This is a genomic window from Haliovirga abyssi (genome assembly GCF_030295325.1).
GTDB classification, from domain to species: domain Bacteria; phylum Fusobacteriota; class Fusobacteriia; order Fusobacteriales; family Haliovirgaceae; genus Haliovirga; species Haliovirga abyssi.
Window position 1 is genome coordinate 596,819 of sequence record NZ_AP027059.1, and the last position, 20,192, is coordinate 617,010.

18 protein-coding genes are annotated in these 20,192 nt (G+C 24.3%); 17 read left to right on the forward strand and 1 reads right to left on the reverse strand.

The window, feature by feature from the left end:
• Positions 1 to 81 precede the first annotated feature (81 nt).
• From RDY08_RS02615 to RDY08_RS02625, 3 genes are all read left to right on the forward strand, one after another.
• Positions 82 to 759, forward strand: coding sequence for a response regulator transcription factor (locus RDY08_RS02615; RefSeq protein WP_307904870.1), 678 nt, complete (start codon positions 82 to 84; stop codon positions 757 to 759).
• Positions 760 to 789: 30 nt separating this feature from the next.
• Entirely contained in the window at positions 790 to 2,199 is a 1,410-nt protein-coding gene (locus tag RDY08_RS02620) for a sensor histidine kinase (RefSeq protein WP_307904871.1), read from the forward strand.
• 384 nt (positions 2,200 to 2,583) lie between these two features.
• Positions 2,584 to 2,943, forward strand: a complete 360-nt coding sequence (locus RDY08_RS02625) for an HU family DNA-binding protein (protein ID WP_307904872.1) — start codon at positions 2,584 to 2,586, stop codon at positions 2,941 to 2,943.
• A gap of 115 nt (positions 2,944 to 3,058) precedes the next feature.
• Here the strand turns inward: RDY08_RS02625 and RDY08_RS02630 are convergent, their stop codons facing one another.
• Positions 3,059 to 3,865, reverse strand: coding sequence for a substrate-binding periplasmic protein (locus tag RDY08_RS02630; RefSeq protein ID WP_307904873.1), 807 nt, complete (start codon positions 3,863 to 3,865; stop codon positions 3,059 to 3,061).
• A 374-nt stretch (positions 3,866 to 4,239) separates the two neighbouring features.
• Here RDY08_RS02630 and RDY08_RS02635 point away from each other — a divergent pair, with 374 nt between their 5' ends.
• The 14 genes from RDY08_RS02635 to RDY08_RS02700 all read left to right on the forward strand — a co-directional run bounded on the left by RDY08_RS02635 (position 4,240) and on the right by RDY08_RS02700 (position 19,991).
• Entirely contained in the window at positions 4,240 to 5,196 is a 957-nt protein-coding gene (locus tag RDY08_RS02635) for a permease (RefSeq protein ID WP_307904874.1), read from the forward strand.
• Positions 5,197 to 5,237: 41 nt separating this feature from the next.
• Positions 5,238 to 5,885: a 4Fe-4S dicluster domain-containing protein gene (locus RDY08_RS02640; protein ID WP_307904875.1), complete on the forward strand. Its 648-nt coding sequence runs from the start codon at positions 5,238 to 5,240 to the stop codon at positions 5,883 to 5,885.
• Between the two features lie 39 nt (positions 5,886 to 5,924).
• Positions 5,925 to 6,917, forward strand: coding sequence for an arsenic resistance protein (locus RDY08_RS02645; RefSeq protein WP_307904876.1), 993 nt, complete (start codon positions 5,925 to 5,927; stop codon positions 6,915 to 6,917).
• A gap of 101 nt (positions 6,918 to 7,018) precedes the next feature.
• On the forward strand, positions 7,019 to 7,474 hold the full coding sequence (locus RDY08_RS02650) for a putative zinc-binding protein (protein ID WP_307904877.1): 456 nt from the start codon (positions 7,019 to 7,021) through the stop codon (positions 7,472 to 7,474).
• A 48-nt stretch (positions 7,475 to 7,522) separates the two neighbouring features.
• Positions 7,523 to 7,762, forward strand: coding sequence for a thioredoxin family protein (locus tag RDY08_RS02655; protein ID WP_307904878.1), 240 nt, complete (start codon positions 7,523 to 7,525; stop codon positions 7,760 to 7,762).
• Between the two features lie 12 nt (positions 7,763 to 7,774).
• Complete coding sequence (locus RDY08_RS02660; protein ID WP_307904879.1) at positions 7,775 to 8,008, forward strand: thioredoxin family protein; 234 nt, start codon at positions 7,775 to 7,777, stop codon at positions 8,006 to 8,008.
• A 191-nt stretch (positions 8,009 to 8,199) separates the two neighbouring features.
• Positions 8,200 to 9,930: a glycoside hydrolase family 13 protein gene (locus RDY08_RS02665; RefSeq protein WP_307904880.1), complete on the forward strand. Its 1,731-nt coding sequence runs from the start codon at positions 8,200 to 8,202 to the stop codon at positions 9,928 to 9,930.
• 307 nt (positions 9,931 to 10,237) lie between these two features.
• Complete coding sequence (locus RDY08_RS02670; RefSeq protein WP_307904881.1) at positions 10,238 to 11,119, forward strand: AraC family transcriptional regulator; 882 nt, start codon at positions 10,238 to 10,240, stop codon at positions 11,117 to 11,119.
• Positions 11,120 to 11,425: 306 nt separating this feature from the next.
• Positions 11,426 to 11,770, forward strand: coding sequence for a hypothetical protein (locus RDY08_RS02675; RefSeq protein ID WP_307904882.1), 345 nt, complete (start codon positions 11,426 to 11,428; stop codon positions 11,768 to 11,770).
• A 19-nt stretch (positions 11,771 to 11,789) separates the two neighbouring features.
• Positions 11,790 to 13,964 carry a hypothetical protein gene (locus tag RDY08_RS02680; RefSeq protein WP_307904883.1) on the forward strand — a complete coding sequence of 725 codons (2,175 nt, stop codon included), beginning with the start codon at positions 11,790 to 11,792 and terminating at the stop codon, positions 13,962 to 13,964.
• Positions 13,965 to 13,975: 11 nt separating this feature from the next.
• Positions 13,976 to 16,138: a S8 family peptidase gene (locus RDY08_RS02685; protein WP_307904884.1), complete on the forward strand. Its 2,163-nt coding sequence runs from the start codon at positions 13,976 to 13,978 to the stop codon at positions 16,136 to 16,138.
• A gap of 18 nt (positions 16,139 to 16,156) precedes the next feature.
• Positions 16,157 to 17,269 carry a hypothetical protein gene (locus tag RDY08_RS02690; protein ID WP_307904885.1) on the forward strand — a complete coding sequence of 371 codons (1,113 nt, stop codon included), beginning with the start codon at positions 16,157 to 16,159 and terminating at the stop codon, positions 17,267 to 17,269.
• Between the two features lie 253 nt (positions 17,270 to 17,522).
• On the forward strand, positions 17,523 to 19,274 hold the full coding sequence (locus RDY08_RS02695) for a hypothetical protein (protein WP_307904886.1): 1,752 nt from the start codon (positions 17,523 to 17,525) through the stop codon (positions 19,272 to 19,274).
• A 15-nt stretch (positions 19,275 to 19,289) separates the two neighbouring features.
• A complete protein-coding gene (locus RDY08_RS02700; protein ID WP_307904887.1) occupies positions 19,290 to 19,991 on the forward strand; it encodes a LytTR family DNA-binding domain-containing protein in 702 nt (233 codons plus the stop codon).
• Positions 19,992 to 20,192 lie beyond the last annotated feature (201 nt).

A 20,192-nucleotide genomic window follows, 5' to 3' on the forward strand; every position in this document is an offset into this window, starting at 1 on the left:
TATATTTGTTTAAAATGTAACATTGAACAGGGGAAATATTATAAAGTAAAATTATCATTATCAAAAAAGAAAGGGGGACAAATGGAAAAAATATTAATAGTTGAAGATGAAAAAAGAATTTCCAGATTTATTGAATTACAATTAAAACATGAAGGATATAAAATAGATAGTGCTTTTGATGGACGAGAGGCTTTGGATAAAATTAAAAATGGAGATTATGATTTGGTATTATTGGATATAATGATTCCTAAAATTAATGGAATAGAAGTATGCAGAAGAGTGCGGGAATATTCAAATATTCCTATAATTATGGTAACTGCAAAAGATGAAATGACAGATAAAGTTATTGGATTGGATTTGGGGGCAAATGACTACATAACAAAGCCTTTTGAGATAGAAGAACTTTTAGCAAGAATAAGAGTTCAATTAAGAGGTAAAACAAGTGGGGGAAAAACGGAAGGAAATATATTAAAAGCAGAAGATTTAATTATGAATATAGAACAATGTATTGTAAAAAGAGGAGAGATAGAGATTGAATTGTCAAAAAAAGAGTTTGAACTGTTAGAATATCTTTTGATAAATAAAGGAATTGTAGCAACAAGAGATAAAATTTTAAATAATGTATGGGGATATGATTATTTTGGAAATGATAATATTTTGGATGTTCATATAAAACATTTGAGAGATAAAATTGATAAGCCATTTGAGAAGAAGCTTATTAAAACTGTGAGGGGATTTGGATTTACTATAAAAAAATAGAAGAATTAAAAAGAGAAAGGAGCTTAGATAATGAAAATTTTTAAAAAATGGAAATTATCCAATAAATTGGCATTTACATATGGATTTGTATTTTTAATTACTTTTGCTACAATAAATTTTGTTATTTTTAGAACTATTTTTGTATTTGGGGAGAAAGAGGCAAATGCACAGATGTCAGAAGTAAAAGAAATGGTAAAAAATGAGATAAATAATATGGTTGAATTAAACAAAGGAGAAATGGAAAATAGAAAAAGAACTTATCAAATAGCAGAAAATATTTTGAAAAAAGGATTTGATACATATATTAGAATTTATAATGATGATAAAATTATTGTTAATTCATTGGATAAAAATATTCCCAAATTTGATTATAAAAAAGATATTGAAAAATCAAAATTAGAAAAAATTGGAGATAAAGTTTATTCTGTATATAATTTAAAATTAGATTTTAAAGGAAAAGAGATGTATATTCAATTTATAATGGATATAACAAGACAGTATGGATTTATAAAATTATTAAGAAAAAATATGATAATTGGAGAATTAATAGGACTTTTGATATCTATATTAGTGGGGAAATATTTAAGTAAGAGTTTATTAAAACCTATAAAAGAGATAACTAAAAATGCTAAATATATTACAATTAATGATTTGAGTAAAAGAGTATATTTGTCAAATAAACATGATGAAATATATGAATTGGGGAAGGTGCTTAATGAGATGATTAGTAGATTAGAAGAGTCGTTTAAAAATCAGAATAAATTTATATCAGATGCTTCACATGAACTTAGGACACCGTTATCTGTAATGCAGGGATATTTAGAAATAATAGATGGATGGGGAAAAAATGAAAAAGAAGTTTTGGATGAATCTATAATTGCATTAAAAGAAGAAGTGACTAATATGAAAAATTTAGTGGAAAAATTATTGTTTTTGGCAAAAGGTGAAAGTGGGAATATAAAGCTAAATAAAGAAAAAGTTATGCTTAATAAATTAGTAGAAAAGGTGATTAGAGATACAGAGATAATGGTGCCAGATTATAAAATTATTAATAATATTAATGATGAAATAGAGGTGGAAATAGATTCAAATTTAATACAACAATGTATGAGAGGAATTATAGACAACAGTATAAAATATAGTCAAGTCGATAAAAAAATAGAAATTAATTCGATAAATAAAGAGGGTATTGCTAAAATATCTATTAAGGATAATGGGATTGGAATGGAAAAAGAGGAATTAGATAAAGTTTTTGATAGATTTTATAGAATTGATGAATCTAGGACAAAAGATACAGGTGGGACAGGGCTTGGATTATCAATTGTAAAAACAATAATGGATCTGCATAATGGAGATATAAAAATAGATAGTCAGATGGGGAATGGGACTGAGATAACTATGATTTTTAAGTTGGATGTGAATAGGGATGGGGGGGATTAAGTAAAATAAAAGTTAGATGTAATTTTTTTGATAATTGAATAAAAAGATGGTATACTTATAATAAGAAACTGATTTGAAGATAATTTATATATTTTTTAATACTCTTAAAAAACTTATGATAGGGTTGGAATTACTTAGGAATGGCTTAAAAATAACCTTCCGATTTTGTTTTAAAATACGCAATGGTTTAGGAATGATTTAAAAACAACCTTTTTATTTTGTTTTAAAATACGTAATGGTTCAAGCGTTTTTATAACAAAATGTATAAAATTATTTTTAAACATTCTTTAAGCGTTTTTATAACAAAAATGAGAAACTTATTTTTTAAACGTTCCTTAAATTAATTTTTTTGTATCTGGAATCTATAAGGGAGAGTGAATTCTCATGATAAAAAAAGAGTTTATAGCAAGATTATCAGCAAAGCTTGGAGAAAGAAGAGACAGAACTTATGAAGTGGTAGAAAGTTTCTGGGAAACTTTGGGGGAGTGTTTAGAGGAGGATGGGGAATTAAAATTATCAAGTTATGGAGTATTTAAAGTAAAAGAAACTGTAGAAAGAAATGTAAAACATCCAACAACTAAAGAGATAATAATAATTCCAAAGAAAAATGTTATAAAATTTTATGCAAGTAATAAATTAAAGATGAAAATAAATAATGATAGTAAAAAATCTAACTCTAAAAAGAGATTTTCGATAAAAGATGTTATGAAAAAAATCCCTAATATTTTTGGAAAAAAAATATAAAGTTTTTGATAAAATAATCGATAATAAATATGTGATTAACATTTTTTAACCCTATCCATAAAAATAGAGAACTAACCTGGTTCTCTATTTTTATTTTTTTGGATTTATAAAATTATTATTTCAATTTATATTTATAACCATATTCTTCATAAATTCTATTAATTGTACCATCTTTTTCCAGTTTTTCTATAATTCGATCATATTGTTTTAGAAATTTTTTGATTTTTTCTTCTCTTGTTGTATTTTCATGTGAAGTAGGTTTAAAAAAATCAGAATGAATACAAATAGGATCATAATATAGTTTATCTTTAAGAGGTTTTTTTAAATAATCAATTTTATCTAGAACACCAGCTTCTTTTGATTCATAAAGAGTTGAACGTGTATTTAATGGAACTAAATCAAATCTTTTTCCAATTAATTTTTTTATTTGTAAGTTATTTTTGCTAGCATAATCAAATTTTAAAAATTTTTCAGCTTTCCAAAATTCTTCAGTATAAGAGGTTCCTCTAGTAACTCCTATTGTGTAATTTTTTAGATCTTCTAATTTATTATAGAATATTTTGTTTTTGTCTTCTTTTCGAATAAAAAAGTTCCATTTTATTCTTCTATATGATTTTTGAGGATATGCTAAAAATGAGAGTCTACTTTTTTTTATAGAATATCCTATTAACATTGAACATCTTCCTCTTTTTGCATATTCAACAGCTCTTTTAACTGCAGCAACAAACTTAAATTTATAGTTACTGATTTTCATATCTTTCATAACAAGTTGTAAAATTTCAATTGAAATTCCTTTTGTTGGACTAATTTTAAAAGGTTTTGTTGGTGTAGCATATATAATAAATTCTTTTCCATCATTTCCTAAAATGACATTGTTGAAAATAAGGCTTAAACTTATAATAAATAGTATTTTTTTTAACATTTTTATCACTCCTTTTTAAGATATTTTAAAAATAACATTCCAATTTTGTTATAAAATACGCAACGATTTAAGTACTTTTATAACAAAATACACAAAATTTATTTTTTAAACGTTCCATAAGAAAAAACTAGTCATCTTTTTTTGATTAAATCTTTCTATAAAATATATACAATAAAAATTTTTATTTCCTTTTTTTTAGTATGCGATTTTTCAAATTGAAATTTTTCAGAATCCCAAAATTTAGAAAAATATTTATACTCTACCAGATAAAAGCGTAGCTTATTTTTTTCTTTTCAATAAAAGCAATTGACAATTTATCTTTTTTGTAGTACAATAAATTAAGTAAATAGTTAATTAGTTAAAGGAGGAAAATTATGTTTGGATGGTTAGATAATTTAGTTAGGTATATTGTAGAAAATATTTTTAATATATCTATGGATACAAGGCTTGGAGGAAGTGTTCATTTTTTTATATATGATACTGTGAAAATTTTAATTTTATTATCTTTTATGATTTTTATAATATCTTATGTTAGAAGTTATTTTCCTGCAGAGCGAACTAAGAAAATTTTAGAAAGATTTAGCGGTATTACAGCAAATATAATGGCATCGTTATTGGGAATAGTTACGCCATTTTGTTCTTGTTCATCAGTTCCATTGTTTATAGGATTTGTAGAGGCAGAGGTTTCCTTAGGGGTTACATTTTCATTTTTAATAACATCACCTATTGTGAATGAAGCGGCATTTGCTATTTTATTAGCATCATTTGGTTGGAAAATTGCTACTATTTATGTTATAACAGGAGTAGTAGTTGGAGTAATAGGAGGAATTATTATTGACAAACTACATATGGAAAAATATGTAGAAGAGTATGTGTATCAAATGAAAGTTGGAGATGTAGATATAGTTAAGATGAGTCAAAATGAGAGAGTAAACTTTGCAAAAGATAATGTAATAGAAATAGTAAAAAAAGTTTGGTTGTTTTTATTAATAGGAATAGGATTAGGAGCTCTAATACATGGATGGGCACCGCAAGAGATGTTAGCAAAATATGCAGGGCCTAATAATCCATTTGCAGTATTAGTAGCAGTAATATTAGGAGTTCCACTTTATTCAAATGCTTTAGGAACAATACCAATAGCAGAAGCTCTTATTAATAAAGGAGTAGGAATTGGAACAGCTCTTGCATTTATGATGGCAGTAACAGCAATGTCAATGCCAGAAATGATATTATTAAGAAAAGTAATAAAACCTAAGTTAATAGCAACTTTTGTAACAATAACTGGAATAGGGATTGTATTGGTAGGGTATTTATTTAACTGGTTATTGTAAAGCTATAGAAAAAACAAAAATTATAATGGGAGGTAATGAAAATGGGAAAAAAATTACCAGAAAAATTTGCTAAATGGCATGGAGTGGATAGGACTAAAATTCCTTGGTATCCAATAGTTGATACAGAAAAATGTATTGGATGTAAATTATGTTTTGTATCTTGTGGTAGGGGTGTTTATAACTTTGATATGAAGAGTAATAAAGCAATAGTTGAAAACAAATTTCAATGTCTTGTGGGTTGTACAACTTGTGCAGCAATATGTCCAGTTGAAGCTATATCATTTCCAGATAAGGAAATAGTACATGAAATAGAAAAAGAGGAAAAAATATTAGTAAAAATACAAAAAATAGCAAAAGAGAAAAAAATTAAAATGGATATAGATAAAATAGAAAAAGAAGTATTGGAAAATATATCTAAAGCTAAAATTTCAAAAGAATATGAGATAGCTGGGCTTATAATAGGTAAAGAAATATTTAAAGAAATTTATTCAGAAATTAAAGATTGCTCTGTTGATATTGTAGATATTAATATTAAAACTTCATCATTAAGAGGAACTATAGATTTAGATGCTCCAACTGTAGCTACATTTAAAATTATATCAACAGAGATGGAGGATATAACTAAATGTGAAGATAAGATAGCAAAGTTAATAGTAAAAAATGGTATTGTAATTCTAAAAAAAGATTAAATAATATTAAAAAAATAAAAAAGAAAGAAGGGTAATAAAATGATTAAAAAAATTCAAAAGAATTTGTCAGGAAATATGTTGATATACACATTTTTAGTTATGATTGGAGGATTTGGTGTTGGATATATTTTTCCAAATGCTAAAAAATTATCTACATATATATTGCCAATAGTATTTATTATGATATATCCAATGATGATAAATATTTCATTAGCTTCTTTGAAAAAGATAAAAGGATCGACTAAACCTTTAATAGAAGCAACAATATTAAATTTTATTTATGCACCAGCTTTTTTATATATTTTGACTAGTATATTTATAGCAGATCCAAGAATAAAATTAGCTTTAATGCTTTTAGCAGTAGCACCAGCATCTAGTATGGGATTAGGATATATTGGGCTTGCAGAAGGACATATGGTAACAGGAGCTATAATTGTAGCAGTAGCATTTATCCTTTCAATTTTTGTTTATCCAATTGCAGGGAGTTATTTTGCAGCAGGAGCAAACATAGTATTGCCATTACCATTAATGTTAAAAAATTTAGGAGTAATATTAATTTTACCTTTAGCCTTAGGTATAATAACTAGAGAATTAATAATGAAAAAGCATGATGAAAAAGTATATAATAGTAAATTTAAACCTGTATTTTCAGTAGTAACATTGGCATCTTTATATCTTTTAATGTTTACAATATTTGCTTCGAAAGCAGATTTAATAATAAAAAATTACAAAGCTATAATTATGATAGCTCCAGTAGCTATAATTTATTATACTGTTACTATATTTTTTACAATATACATGAATAAAACAGTTTTAAAATTTGAATATGGTCATCATCAAGCTGTAGTATTCACAAGTGTTAGTAAAAATATTGCATTAACAATAGCAATTATAATAGCTATTTTTGGAAAAGATGGACAATATATGGCAATAGCACCAGCAATAATGTCATTATTTCAGCCAATATTTTTAATGACATATTTAAAATCAAGTGGAAAAGTAAAAAAACATTTTAATGTGTCTAAAAATTAAAGGATATTTTTTTAATTTTATCATAAGCTTGAAGTTGAGAAAAATATTCAGAATAAAGTTAGATTTGAGAGGTAAAAAAATAAAAAAAGGAGAGATTTATTATGAAAAAGAAAGAATTAAGTGAAATTAAAACAGAGGCAGCTAAAAAAACAATTACTATGCAACATGAAAAATTTGGAAAAACAATAGGAGTTAATGGATGTGCAGGAAGCTCTAATTTAGGACAAAAAAGTTTTTTCATATCAAGAGAATTGACTAAAAGATTTCCAAATGCTTTTATGAGATGTCCATTAGGATTATATCCAGAGGTAGAAGGACCAAGTCAAGTACTAATGTATGATGATTATCAAATTGTAATAGATGGGTGTAAAGGAGCTTGTCTTAGAAAAAGTTTAGAAAAGGCAGGAATAAAAATAGATTTAGCTTATGAATTAGATCATGAAGATTATATGACAGAGAAAAAAGCTGGACCACATTTTGATGAAAAGAAAATGTTGGAATTAACAGATATTATAGAAAGAGATATTAAAAAATTAATAGAAAAAGAAAATAAATGATTTTTTAAAGATTAATTAGTTTGTGATACAATAAAGGGGTGAATAAAATTGGATATAACAATATTAGGAGTTGAAAGTAGAGAATTATTAGATCTGGAAATAAATTTACTAAAAGTAATTAATAAAATAGAGAAAGATATTAATATAAAAAAAATATCTGATCCAAAAAAAATTGCTGAACGTGGAATAATGTCTGTGCCAGCTCTTATAATAAATGGAGAGCTGAAATTTTCTGGTGAGATTCCAACAGTGCATGAATTAAAAATAATTTTAAAAAATTTAAAATAGGAAGTGATTAGAGTGAATTTGAAGATTTTAGGGACTGGGTGTCCAAATTGTATTAAGTTAGAGAAAAATGTAATAGAAGCTGTAGAAAAATTAGGAATAGAGGCAGAAATAGAAAAAGTAACTGAGATAAAGGATATAATGGCATTTGGAGTAATGATGACACCAACTTTAGTTGTAGATGGAGAAGTGAAAATTATGGGAAAAATTGCAAAAGTTGATGAGATTATAAAAGTTTTGCAAAAATAAGGAAAGTAGTTTATGAAGAGGCGTGATTTATTGCGTCTCTTTTTGTATTGTGAGATTTTAGGTATATTAAATTAACAATTTATGCTTATAATATAAATAATTTAATGAAAATATAGCACTAAATATCAAGCAACTATTTTAAAATTAAAGTATAATTTCTTTATAATTAATTAAAAAAAGGAGAAATTATTATGAATAAAACAGCGATTTTTCACGAAATAGATTCAAATTATTGTTATGGAGTATCCAAAGATGAATTGTTAATAAAAATAAGAACAGAAAAAAATAATATAAAAGAGGTTGAATTATTATATGTGGATAAATTTAAATATCTATTTGCTAAGAAAAAAGAATTTAGAAATGTAAAAATGAAAAAAAGATATACAGATGATATGTTTGATTATTATGAGACAGTTATAAAATTTGATGTCTTAAGTTTAAGCTATATTTTTAAATTAAAAGATGAGAAAGAAGAAATTTTTTATGGAAATTATAAATTTTATAACGAGATAAATAAAGAAGAGGGAATAGCTTATATTCCAGAAATGTTTACAATGCCTGTTTTAGATTTTACAGATCTTTTTATTACTCCAAAATGGGCAGAAGAATCAATTGTATATCAAATTTTTCCAGAGAGATTTTATCGTGGAGATAATTATATAGAAAATAAAAACCATTTAGATTGGAATGGAAATGTAGAAAATGACAGTTATTTAGGTGGAAATTTATTAGGAATTATAGATAAAATGGAATATATTTCAGAATTAGGAGTTAATACAATTTATCTAAATCCAATATTTAAAGCAGGATATAATCATAAATATTGTACATTTGATTATTTTGAGATAGATCCTGATTTTGGGACATTAGAGCTGTTTAAAAAATTAGTAAAAAAAGCTCATAAAAAAGGAATAAAAATAATTTTAGATGGAGCATTTAGCAGTACAGGAGTTGAATTTGAACCTTTTACAGATATTTTAGAAAAAAATGAAAAATCAAAATATAGTTCTTGGTATAAGATAGATAGATATCCAGTAGAAGTAAAATCACCAGCTAATTATAAATGTTTTGCACATTTTCCGCTACTTCCAAAATTGAATTATAGCTCTTTGGAGATGCAGGAGTATATACTAAAAGTATTAAAATATTGGATAGAAGAAGCGGATATAGATGGGTGGAGATTGGATGTGGCTGATGAGATACCACATTCTTTTTGGAAAAAAGCTAGAAAAGTTATAAAAGAAGTAAAATCGGAAGCTATAATAATTGGAGAAGTTTGGTATGATAGCTCTTCTTGGTTAAATGGAGATGAATTTGATACAGTTATGAATTATCAATTTTATACAGCTACTTTAGATTATATTGCAAAAAATAAGATTAATTCTAAAGAATATGGAGAAGCAATATCTAAATATTTGGCAAAATATAAAAAACAAACTCATAAATTATTATGGAATTTAATAGGGACTCATGATACTGCAAGATTTAGTTTTTTGGCTAATGAAAGAAAAGATAAAAAGATATTAGCTTTGATTCTGCAATTTACAATGATTGGAACTCCATTAATATATTATGGAGATGAAGTAGGGCTTACAGGAGGAGAAGACCCTGATAATAGAAGGGGAATGCTTTGGGGAGATAGCCAAGATAAAGAATTATTAGAATTTTACAAAAAGATAATAAAGATAAGAAAAAATGAAAAAGCTTTATTTTTAGGAGAGATTGAGATTGAAGATAGTGAAGATAATGTTTTTCATTTTAGAAGAAAATATAATAATGATGTAATTGAAATTTATATAAATAATAGTGATAAAAATATAAATAAAATTATAGAAGGGAAATATATTGATATTTTTGATGAAAAAGAGGTTTTAGGAGAGATTGATATTCTAAAATTTGGATTTAAAATATTAAAAAAATAGAGTTGTTTTATGTGTAAAATAAAGTTATAATAAAAAATAAGCTACGCTTTATACAGTAGAGTATAAAAATTTTATCTTGAAAAATTGCATGTTTTAAAAAATGGAGTAGCTTATTTTCTGAACAAATTTATATTTACCTAATTGGGTACAATAAAAAAATAAATTTGTCAAAATTGTTTGAGAAAATCTGTAGATTCGTTCATATTTTTCAAACAAATGACTCATTAATTTTTTTAAAGTCCCTTGATAAAAAAGATGATTTGTTTCAAGAAAAATTATTTTTAAGTATACCAAAAAGGAGTTTTTTATGAACTATTTTGATGAAATTTCAAAGGTTATTGATTATATAGAGGATAATTTGAGAAATGATATTACAATTGATGATTTATGTAATTATATATATATTTCAAAATATCATTTTCAAAGATTATTTAAAAGTATAGTTGGAGAGTCTGTTATATCCTATATAAAAAAGAGAAGAGTTTATGAAGCGGCATTAGAATTAAAAACTTCTAATAAAAATATTTTAGAGATAGCTATTGAATTTAATTTTAATTCTAATGAAGTTTTTTCGAGAAGTTTTAAAAAAATATATGGAATAACTCCTAAAAAATATAGAGATTCAAAGATGATAATAAACAAATATCCCAAAATAGATTTAGTAGCAAGAAAATTATTTATTAATAGCTTGGGATATTTAATATCTTGGGAATTAGTAGAGATGCCAGAACTAAAATTAATTGGATTGCAGGGCGTTTCTACTGGAAAAAATGATATTGAGATTACTAGAAAAATTTGGAATGAATTACTAAAAGAGCTACCTAAATTAAAAAATATAGAAAATTCTAATTTACATTATAATTTTTTGATTAATGGTTTTTCTGATGACTTAAATATTTTTTTTGGAGGATTTAAAGTTAAAAATTTTGATTTCATCCCTTCAAAATTTATTTTGAGAAAGATTAATTCTCAAAAATATGTAAAATTTATGCATAAAAGTGAAAGTAAAAATGGGATAACGAAATCTCTTGATAAAACAATAGATCTTATTTATGATACTTGGCTACCTAATACAAATTATAAAATAGATGATATAGGATTTGATTTGCTTGTTGTTAGTAATGAAGAAAATTTAAATACAGAAGGAGAAAATACAATTATAGAACTGTATTTGCCTTTGAAAAGATAGTATTAAATAGGGTGATATAGAAGAATCTATATTATCCTATTTTTATATTTAAATTTCATCTTTTTAACTATTCTAATAAGATAAATATTTTTAAAAATACTTTTTAAAATACTTTTTAAAAGAAAGAGTTTTATATTGAATTAGGCTAAATTACTTATAATTTAGTCTTTTTGTTATGTTTATATATGAAATGTATCTATTGTTGACAAAACAGTATATAAAAATATTTGACATTGTACTAGTATTTTGATATAATTCTTACCCGCGGAATTTAAATTACTAAAAAATTGGAGGAGGTATTAAGTTATGAAGAAGTATTGGAAGTTTTTGTTAGGATTAGTGTTATTAGGAAGTTTTTTTGGTTGTGAAAGTTTATTGGATGGTGGTAACAAATTAGTAGAGGTAAAAGTAATAGCTACTTCTGAAAATCAAGTTGTAGTAAGAGATATAAAAATTGATGAAGATAATATAGATTTATCGAATAATCAAGCAACTGAAATGATTGAATCAGGTGATAAGAGTGTAAGTTGGAATACTGTAGAGGTAATTAATGGAGCAGCAACATTTGTAAAACATGAAGATGAAATTGATATTAATGAAGATGGAACTTTAAAAGTTTATGAAGATAAAGTAAAATTTATAACAAAATAATTAGATGGGAGAAGATATTATGAAAAAAATATTAAGAGTTTTGCTTTTAATTACTATTTCCATCTCTTTTTTTGGATGTTTTAATGAAAATAGTGATGATAGTAATAATTTAAAAAGAGATTTAGAAAATAAGATTAGTATAAAAGTAAAAGTATTAAATAGTGTAGCAGGAAATAATATAAGTAATTCTGCTATTAAAGTATATATGGGAGAAGAGATATTAGGAGAAGCTAAAACAGATAAAAATGGAGATGCTACAATTTATTTAGACAAGGATTTAAATGGAAATTATATAGATGTAGTAGCAACTAAAAAAGGGTATGGAACATCTAAATTTCAAGATTTAAAATTAGGAAGAGATAATGAAGGAACTATTACATTATATAATTTTAAATCTTTATTAAAAGAGTATCAAGATAGATTAGAAGCACCTACAATAGAAAAAGTAGAAGTTTTATCTAATGATGATAAAGATGGATCTTATAAAACATTATTTGATGAACAAAATTATGAAAATAAGAGTATTGATAGTGTGAAAATACAGGCAAAAGCTAAAATAGCTATGGAAAAAACAGAATGGGGAACACAAGGTATCAGACTAGATATAAATAGTAATGTTACAAGAAATTCTTATAAGGTTTCAAATTATCAAGTTAGAAGTGAAGAGATAAAAGGTTCGAATCCGAAAGAGTATTTAACAGTAGCCGAATTTGACACAGGATATAATTTGATAAAAGGTGAAAATTATATAAAAATTCATGTACAAGATTTAGCAGGAAATAATACTACTAAATATGTATACTTAACTGCTTTAAAAGGTGTAGAATTAAAAAGCTCTGAAATAAAAGAAACAACAGCAAAATTATTTAGTTATGAATTTATGATGTATGCAAAATCATATGTACAATATTTACCAAGAACAATAAAATATGCAGAAATAAATAGAGGTTTTTCAAATTTTGATTTAGAACCAACTATTGGATATGTAAGTTTAAAATTTTCAGTAAGAGATAAAGATAATACTTATATACCTATAAAAGGATTCGAAGTATATAGATCAGAAGATAACAAAAATTTCACAAAAGTAGGAGAAAAATTTTATACTGAAGCTACAATTGGAGAATTGGACACTGATATAAATGATTTGTATAAAGGTGTTGACTCTAAAGATAAACCAAAACATGATGAATATGGACATAAATATATAGATTCTGATTCTACATTAGAAGAAGGAAAAGTATATTATTATAAAATTAAGGCCTTTAGTGAAAAAGGTGTATTAATGACAAATGTAGTAAAAGGAAGATTTTTATCAAGCTTTAAAGTTGTTCTTGAAGGTCCAGAAAATAATGGGAAAGTAGATAAAATTTCTCCAACATTTAAATTTAAAATAGATGGGATGCCTTCATTAAAAGAGATAGCAACTAATTTAGCAGATAAAATAACATCAAGAAGTGCTATAGAAGTAGAGATAAGTAATTTAGAAACTGAAATAAAAAGTATAACTGATGAAACAGAATTAAAAAGTAAACAAGCAGATTTAGAAAATAAAAAAGCAGAATTAAAATCAATAAAAGATGAAATATTTGATACAAAAAAAGGTATAGGAGATCAGTTTAGGTTTAAAATGGCAATAGAAGATAAATTAGGAGACAAATTTGGTTCTTATGCTATAAATAAAGGACCTACTTACAACTATTCTTGGCATTCATTTGTTTATAATGTGGAAACAGGAAAATTTTATTGGATAACAGATTGGAAATACACAGGTTGGTGGTATAAAGATGCAGGATATAAACAAGGAGTTGAACCTGATTTAGAAAATTCAATAGAAATAGATAGTTTTAGACAACTTTTAGCAGGTTATGGAGTAAATATAGGAGAAGTATTTACTATAAATGATGATAATGAAATAGAGTTTAATTTAGAAAATTTTGCACAAGTTTATAAGGATCAGATATGGATAAAATATGGTGGACCATTAGATTTAACATTGTTTGAAAAAGGGAAAACATATGAATGGGATGTATTTGGATATCCAACATATAGCGGATATCAAACGGCACCACAATTTATAGAAGATTATAGTACAGATGATGTATATGGTAGATCTATAATTTATACTAATAAAGGTGCAGGAAACAATGCTGACAACGGAAGATATACGTTTATAGTGTCAGAAGATGCTAATTAAGGAGGTTTAATATGAAAAAAGGATTAATTGGATTACTTCTATTAATATCTATGGTAGGATGTTTTTCTAATAATAATGAAAGTGATAAAGATAAAGTTATTGAAAAAAAACAGACAATAGAGAAAGTAGGGTATAATTTTTATAATGTAAAAGATAAAACAGAATCAGATTTAATAAATGAAACTCATTATGGGACTGTAATAGTAAGAGCAAAAAAGGAATTAACTGAAGATTATTTAAAGAATATGAATGTGGAAGTATCTAAAAAGTTTGAAATGAATGGTAAATTATACTATTTTTTAAAAACAAATGATAGCGAGAAAACTACAATAGAAAAATTAAATAATAGTAAGTTAATAGATTATGCAGAACCAGATATTAGAATGGAGATACCAGAAGATAAATTAAATGAAGCTATAAATAGAGCACCAAAAAGAGCAAGTGAAGTTGTAGATGAAAAAGAACTTAATGATAAGTTGGTAGATCAAGAATATTCTTTAAAGAATACAGAATGGTATAAGGCTTACAAAGAGTTTGGATTTGGAGACTATACACCATATGTAGCAGTAATAGATAGTGGAATAAATATGCCACATAAAGAGTTTGATGGAGTATTCTATAAAGGATACACAAATTTTAAAAAGAATAAAGAAAATGAATATGAATTTACTAATGGAAAGATATTATCTATGATAGAAGATTTTGATTTTGAAGGTAAAGAATTAAATTGGGATCATAATCATGAAGAAGGTCATGGAACTCATGTATCAGGTACAATTGCTGCAAGAGGAGATAATGGAATAGGAGTAGCAGGAGTATGTTGGCAAGTAAAACTAATAATGTATAAAGTATTTGCTGATAATCCAGATGATACAAAAGTAGATGGTAGTGGAAGCACAACAGCAGTATATGGTTCTTTAAAACATTTAGCTGATTGGAAAAAAGATAATGGAATAGATTATACAATACCAGTTAATATGTCATTAGGTGGATCTTATGCAAGTAATTTTGCATTGGACACAATAAGTTATGCACTTAAAAATAATATAGTTGTAATAGCAGCTTCTGGGAATGATGGTGCTTTTCAAGAAGCAAATTATCCTTCAAGTTATGCAGGAGTAATAACAATAGGAGCTTCTGATGGGAATGATAAAAAAGTGTCATTTTCAAATTCATCAAGAAATTTATCAGTTGTTGCTCCAGGAAAAATGATATTATCCGTTGGAAATGCTGATGAAGGAGTTAATTATTATAGATATATGAGTGGAACTTCTATGGCAACGCCTTTTGTTACAGGATTAGCTGGATATGTATTGACATTTAATCCATATTTAACACCTGCGGAATTAAAAGAAGTAATAGAACAAAATGCAGATGATATATATCCAGAAATTTATGGAAAAGGGTATGATGTAGATACAGGATATGGAAGAGTAAATGTTTATAAAACAATAAAAGCAGTTATAAATAATGATATAACACCAGTGTATAGTGAACATAGCTTAAAAATAACATTACAAAATATACATCCATATTTTGCTTCAAAAGGTTTGCCTAACCCAGTAATTCCTAATAATGGAGTATATTTATATACTAAAGAAGGAAAATTTGTAGCAACAGGACAAACGAATGATGATGGAGTTATATCATTTAATATGCTAAAACCGGGAGAATATAGAGCAGTATCAACAATTCAAGGGGAACTAGTTGCAAAAGATATAACATTTGATGGGACAAAAGATTTAGCAGAACAATTGGATATAAGTAAATTAATTTGGTATATACAAACTTTAAAAAATGAGAGTGGAAATTGTGAAAAGACAGATACAATTATATCGATACTTGATAGTACTGGAACTGAATTAAAAACATATGATCAAAATACACTTGATACATTAGCATATGAATTTCCAAAAGCAGGAACATATTATATAAAAATATCTAAATATGAAAATGCAGTTGGAGAATATGCGTTAAAGATATCTACAAATCCAGAAAAGAAAGATGCAGTAGTATCAGGGGCAGCAATAATGGTTAGTGGTGATGATAATTATGAAGATAATGATGATATTGCAAATGCAACATCAGTTGAAGTAGAAAAAGTATATAATTTATATTTAGATGATGATGATTATTTTAAATTGGATATAACAGCTGACCAAGCTAAAAATTAAAAAAAGGAGAGTGGGACATTGAAAAAGAATAGTTTGATAATATTTATAATGATAATATTCTCTCTTGTATCTTTTGCAGATGAAAATAAGTTAAAATTAAATGGTTATATAGAATATAATCTATTAAATTATACAACAGAAGATGATAAAATAGGAGTAGGAGATATAGGAGATAGTGATTTTAGTTTTCAATTAAATTATAAATTTAATGAAAATTTAAATATGAATACAGTTTTAGAAACAGGAAATAAAGTTAGTTTATCTATATTTGGAAAAGTTAGTGATAAAATATCTGCTAATACTAAATTAGGTTTATATCCTACAGGAAAAGATGAGGATATGAATGATATAAATTTTCTTAATATAATTGAAGATGAAGATACTTATTTTAATTATGCTTCAAAATTAGGAAAATTAACTTTTTATCCATATAAAGCACCTATTAATATAGGAAATAATTTAACTTTAAGTGTAGTAGAAGATGCCCCAGGAGTAAAATATGGAATATCTAAAAATGGAGTAAATTTAGAGTCTATTATAGCAATAAATAACAGCCAAAAAGATTTAACTGGAGATGAATCAGATGCATATCAAATGAAAGTTAGTGGAGACTATACAGGGAAAAAACTAAATGTCAAATTAAGTGGATATTATAATACAAGAGAATATAATGCAGATTTATTTGACAATAAAAATATATATTCTAAATATGCGATTAATGGAGATGTAAAATATAATTATAATGAAAAAATAAATTTAGAAGTAGAAGGTTTATATAATTATATAGATTTATCAATGTTGAATAATAAAGTAATAGATGATAATAAACTAAAAGAAGATTTAAAAGGCTTAGCTTTATATGGAAAAGTAACAATAGATAAATTATATGGGACTTTAAAATATATAGGGAAAAATAGTGTTTTAGATGATGATTTTTCTTGGGAAAAAGTAAGAGCTTCATCAATATTAACAACAGTAGGATTAAAAACTAATATAGAAAAAAATATGTATTTGAATTTGGAATATGGTTATGATATAACTGGACATAATAAATATTTTAAAGATGAAAAGGGAAAAGTAACAAGATATGATAGATATACTTTAAGTAGTATAGTAGGAATAAAGTTTTAGTTTTAAAGAGTAGCTATTTAGCTACTCTTTTTTTCTGTTATAAAAATTTAAAATTTATGACAAAATAAAAATAATTTGAAACTTTTCTTTAATATGGTATAATTGATAAATAGAAAATCAAAAGAAAAAAAGATTAGCTGAAGATAATAAAATAAGAATAAGAAAAATTAAAAAGATATTATATTAATCAATGCTATGATATGATATTTCTTTAAAAGAATTACATCCTAAAAGGAGATAATAGGTGAATAATATGAAAAAAATTATAATTATATGTTTTTATATACTATTTTCAATATTAAGTTTTGGGACAGAAAACTATATTCATGGAAAAGTAATATTAAAAAATATGAATGATAGTAGTGAAATATCAGTTAAATTATATTCTGAAAATAAAACAGTATATAAAACTTATACAAATTCAAGAGGAATATTTTTTATGAAAAACATTCCAAATGGAGATTATAAATTAAAAATTAATTACAGAGATATAAAAATAGAAAAAGATATAAAGAAAATAATTTCAAAGCAGAACATAGGAACTATTTTTATAAAACCAATTTCAAAAGATTATAATATCTATTTTTTCTCATATTTTATAGTCTTTATAACAATTATTTTGAATTTTTTTATTAGATATTATATAAAAAAAGGTGTAACTATTCCTAAAAAAAATATAATTCTAATTTCAATAGATTTTTTTAATTTTTATTTTATACTTAGTTTATCAAGTATGATAGTGGCCTTTTTTAATGAAAAGATTGCTGTGAAAATCAATTCAATTGAATCTATTGGGACTATTTTTATAATTTTATTTATGTATAAATTTTTTATAAATTATCCAGTAGAGAGAGGAAATAAATTTACAAAATTAATATTTAATTTAGCTTTAATATCACTATTTTATGTTTGTATAACTCAATTAGCATTAATTTTTTCAAAAGTAAATATCATAAAATTTGAATTTAATGATATTTATAATAGAGTGTATAATGCTGCATTTTTCTTATGGGATATTGTACCACTTTTTTTAATATTGGTTTTACTTATATATATGATTAAAAATATTAGAGAATATAAAAATAAAAAAGAAGCTGAAATTAGTAAATTTTTTATTAAAATAGGTGTTGTGATTTTTTCTTTAATATTTTTTGGAAGTGCTTTAATGAATAGAGTTTTTAATGTTCCTTTTAACGATTTTTCGAGATTTATATTTCCGTTGGTAGATATAATTTTATTTTGGGGAATATTAACAGGTGCATTTGGATTTAGATATCAAAAAAGATATAAAATGTTTACAAAAATATTTTATGAAGTTTTAAATTATTTGATTATATTGTTATTTCTTTTATATATTATGAACTACATAAAATTGGATTTAGTAATAATTGTAATGTTAATATTTATTTTAAAAGGTGCATTAGATTATATCAAATATTTTTTTGAAAAAAGAGCATATATAGAGCATAAAAAATTAATAAGAAAACTTGAAGTGGCAGAAAATATATTAATATTTAAGAAAATATTAGAAAAAGATTTATTTAAAATATTAAAAGTAAATAAAATAAAAATAGTAACTAAAGATGAGATAAATAAAAAAACATTAGAAAATATATACAATAATGAAAAACTAATTAATTTAGAAAAAAGTGATGATGATTTTTCATTATTATTAAAAATAGGAGATACAACTAATACAGTAGGTGCAATATATTTTGGAGATAAATTAAATGGTGATTTTTTTAAGAGAAGAGAGATAGATTTTTTGGAGGAATTAGGAGAAGAGATAGAGATATTATTGAATAATCTGCTTTTAAATAATGAAAAAAACATTATAGAAAAATCAAGAATAGAAAAAGAGATAAAAAAAGAGCTGTTAGATTTTAAAGATATAATTTTTTATATTAAATCATATGTTAAATTAATAAAAAAAGAGAGTAAAAATCCAAAAATAGCAAAATACTGTGAAATAATACTGGAAAAAATTGAAAAAAATAATAGTTAAAGGTAGTGAAATTCTATGGGAAAAATTGGAATAATAAAAGATATACAATTTTATTTACTTTTGGAAAATATAAATATTAAGTTATCTTTTTTTGAATTTGAAAAGGGAGATAGTTTTTTTTATGAAATTGATAATAGCGATATTGAAGTTTTATTAATTCCAGAAAATTTAGATAATCTATATTTTATATTATCAAAATTAAAAGAGATGGGAATTATATTAATTGTATTTGGAAATAATATTGATGGAAAAATTTTAAGAGATCTTTATAATTTCGGATTAATAAATAACTATATTGAGAAAGAGGAATATTTGAGTATTGAAAAAGTTATTGAAAATGAAAAAAAGAAAATAAAGAGAAAAAAGAATTTTTTTGTAAAAGTAGATGATGGAAAAGAGGTTTTAATAGAAATAGATAAAATTGAATATATAATTTATGATAGAAACAGGAGAAAAAGTATATTGTATTTTGGAAATGAAGAGTATTATATTGGAAAAAATTTATCTGAATTAGAAAAGTATTTTCAACTTTTCAATTTTTTAATAAGAATAGATAGAGGAACAATAGCAAATATAAACAGAATAAAATTTATAGATTATTATGATGAATCTATTATATTTAATTCAGGGAGAAAAGTATATTATACAAAGAAAAAACTAAGAGAGATAAGAGAAAATTTGAAGAATAGAAAAGTTATAAGTTGTTTTGATAATTAATAATTATAGTTCGCTCAAGAAAAAGACCTTTTTGCGTATGAAAAAGGTCTTTTTGTGAAAGTTTTGAAAAAAATATTAATTTATATGGTAAAATATTTTGTGTGAAGCAAATAAAAAATTCAATTTTCATATGATATATACATTTCAACTTTCTCAAAGAATATACAATTCAAAATTATTCAAAATTCAAAATTCATATGA

Coding starts and splice junctions, on each gene's coding strand:
- RDY08_RS02670 (WP_307904881.1), top strand. CDS start 10,238: ATGAACTATTTTGATGAAATTTCAAAGGTTATTGATTATATAGAGGAT.
- RDY08_RS02685 (WP_307904884.1), top strand. CDS start 13,976: ATGAAAAAAGGATTAATTGGATTACTTCTATTAATATCTATGGTAGGA.
- RDY08_RS02675 (WP_307904882.1), top strand. CDS start 11,426: ATGAAGAAGTATTGGAAGTTTTTGTTAGGATTAGTGTTATTAGGAAGT.
- RDY08_RS02640 (WP_307904875.1), top strand. CDS start 5,238: ATGGGAAAAAAATTACCAGAAAAATTTGCTAAATGGCATGGAGTGGAT.
- RDY08_RS02635 (WP_307904874.1), top strand. CDS start 4,240: ATGTTTGGATGGTTAGATAATTTAGTTAGGTATATTGTAGAAAATATT.
- RDY08_RS02700 (WP_307904887.1), top strand. CDS start 19,290: ATGGGAAAAATTGGAATAATAAAAGATATACAATTTTATTTACTTTTG.
- RDY08_RS02620 (WP_307904871.1), top strand. CDS start 790: ATGAAAATTTTTAAAAAATGGAAATTATCCAATAAATTGGCATTTACA.
- RDY08_RS02650 (WP_307904877.1), top strand. CDS start 7,019: ATGAAAAAGAAAGAATTAAGTGAAATTAAAACAGAGGCAGCTAAAAAA.
- RDY08_RS02645 (WP_307904876.1), top strand. CDS start 5,925: ATGATTAAAAAAATTCAAAAGAATTTGTCAGGAAATATGTTGATATAC.
- RDY08_RS02680 (WP_307904883.1), top strand. CDS start 11,790: ATGAAAAAAATATTAAGAGTTTTGCTTTTAATTACTATTTCCATCTCT.
- RDY08_RS02625 (WP_307904872.1), top strand. CDS start 2,584: ATGATAAAAAAAGAGTTTATAGCAAGATTATCAGCAAAGCTTGGAGAA.
- RDY08_RS02615 (WP_307904870.1), top strand. CDS start 82: ATGGAAAAAATATTAATAGTTGAAGATGAAAAAAGAATTTCCAGATTT.
- RDY08_RS02630 (WP_307904873.1), bottom strand. CDS start 3,865: ATGTTAAAAAAAATACTATTTATTATAAGTTTAAGCCTTATTTTCAAC.
- RDY08_RS02665 (WP_307904880.1), top strand. CDS start 8,200: ATGAATAAAACAGCGATTTTTCACGAAATAGATTCAAATTATTGTTAT.
- RDY08_RS02695 (WP_307904886.1), top strand. CDS start 17,523: ATGAAAAAAATTATAATTATATGTTTTTATATACTATTTTCAATATTA.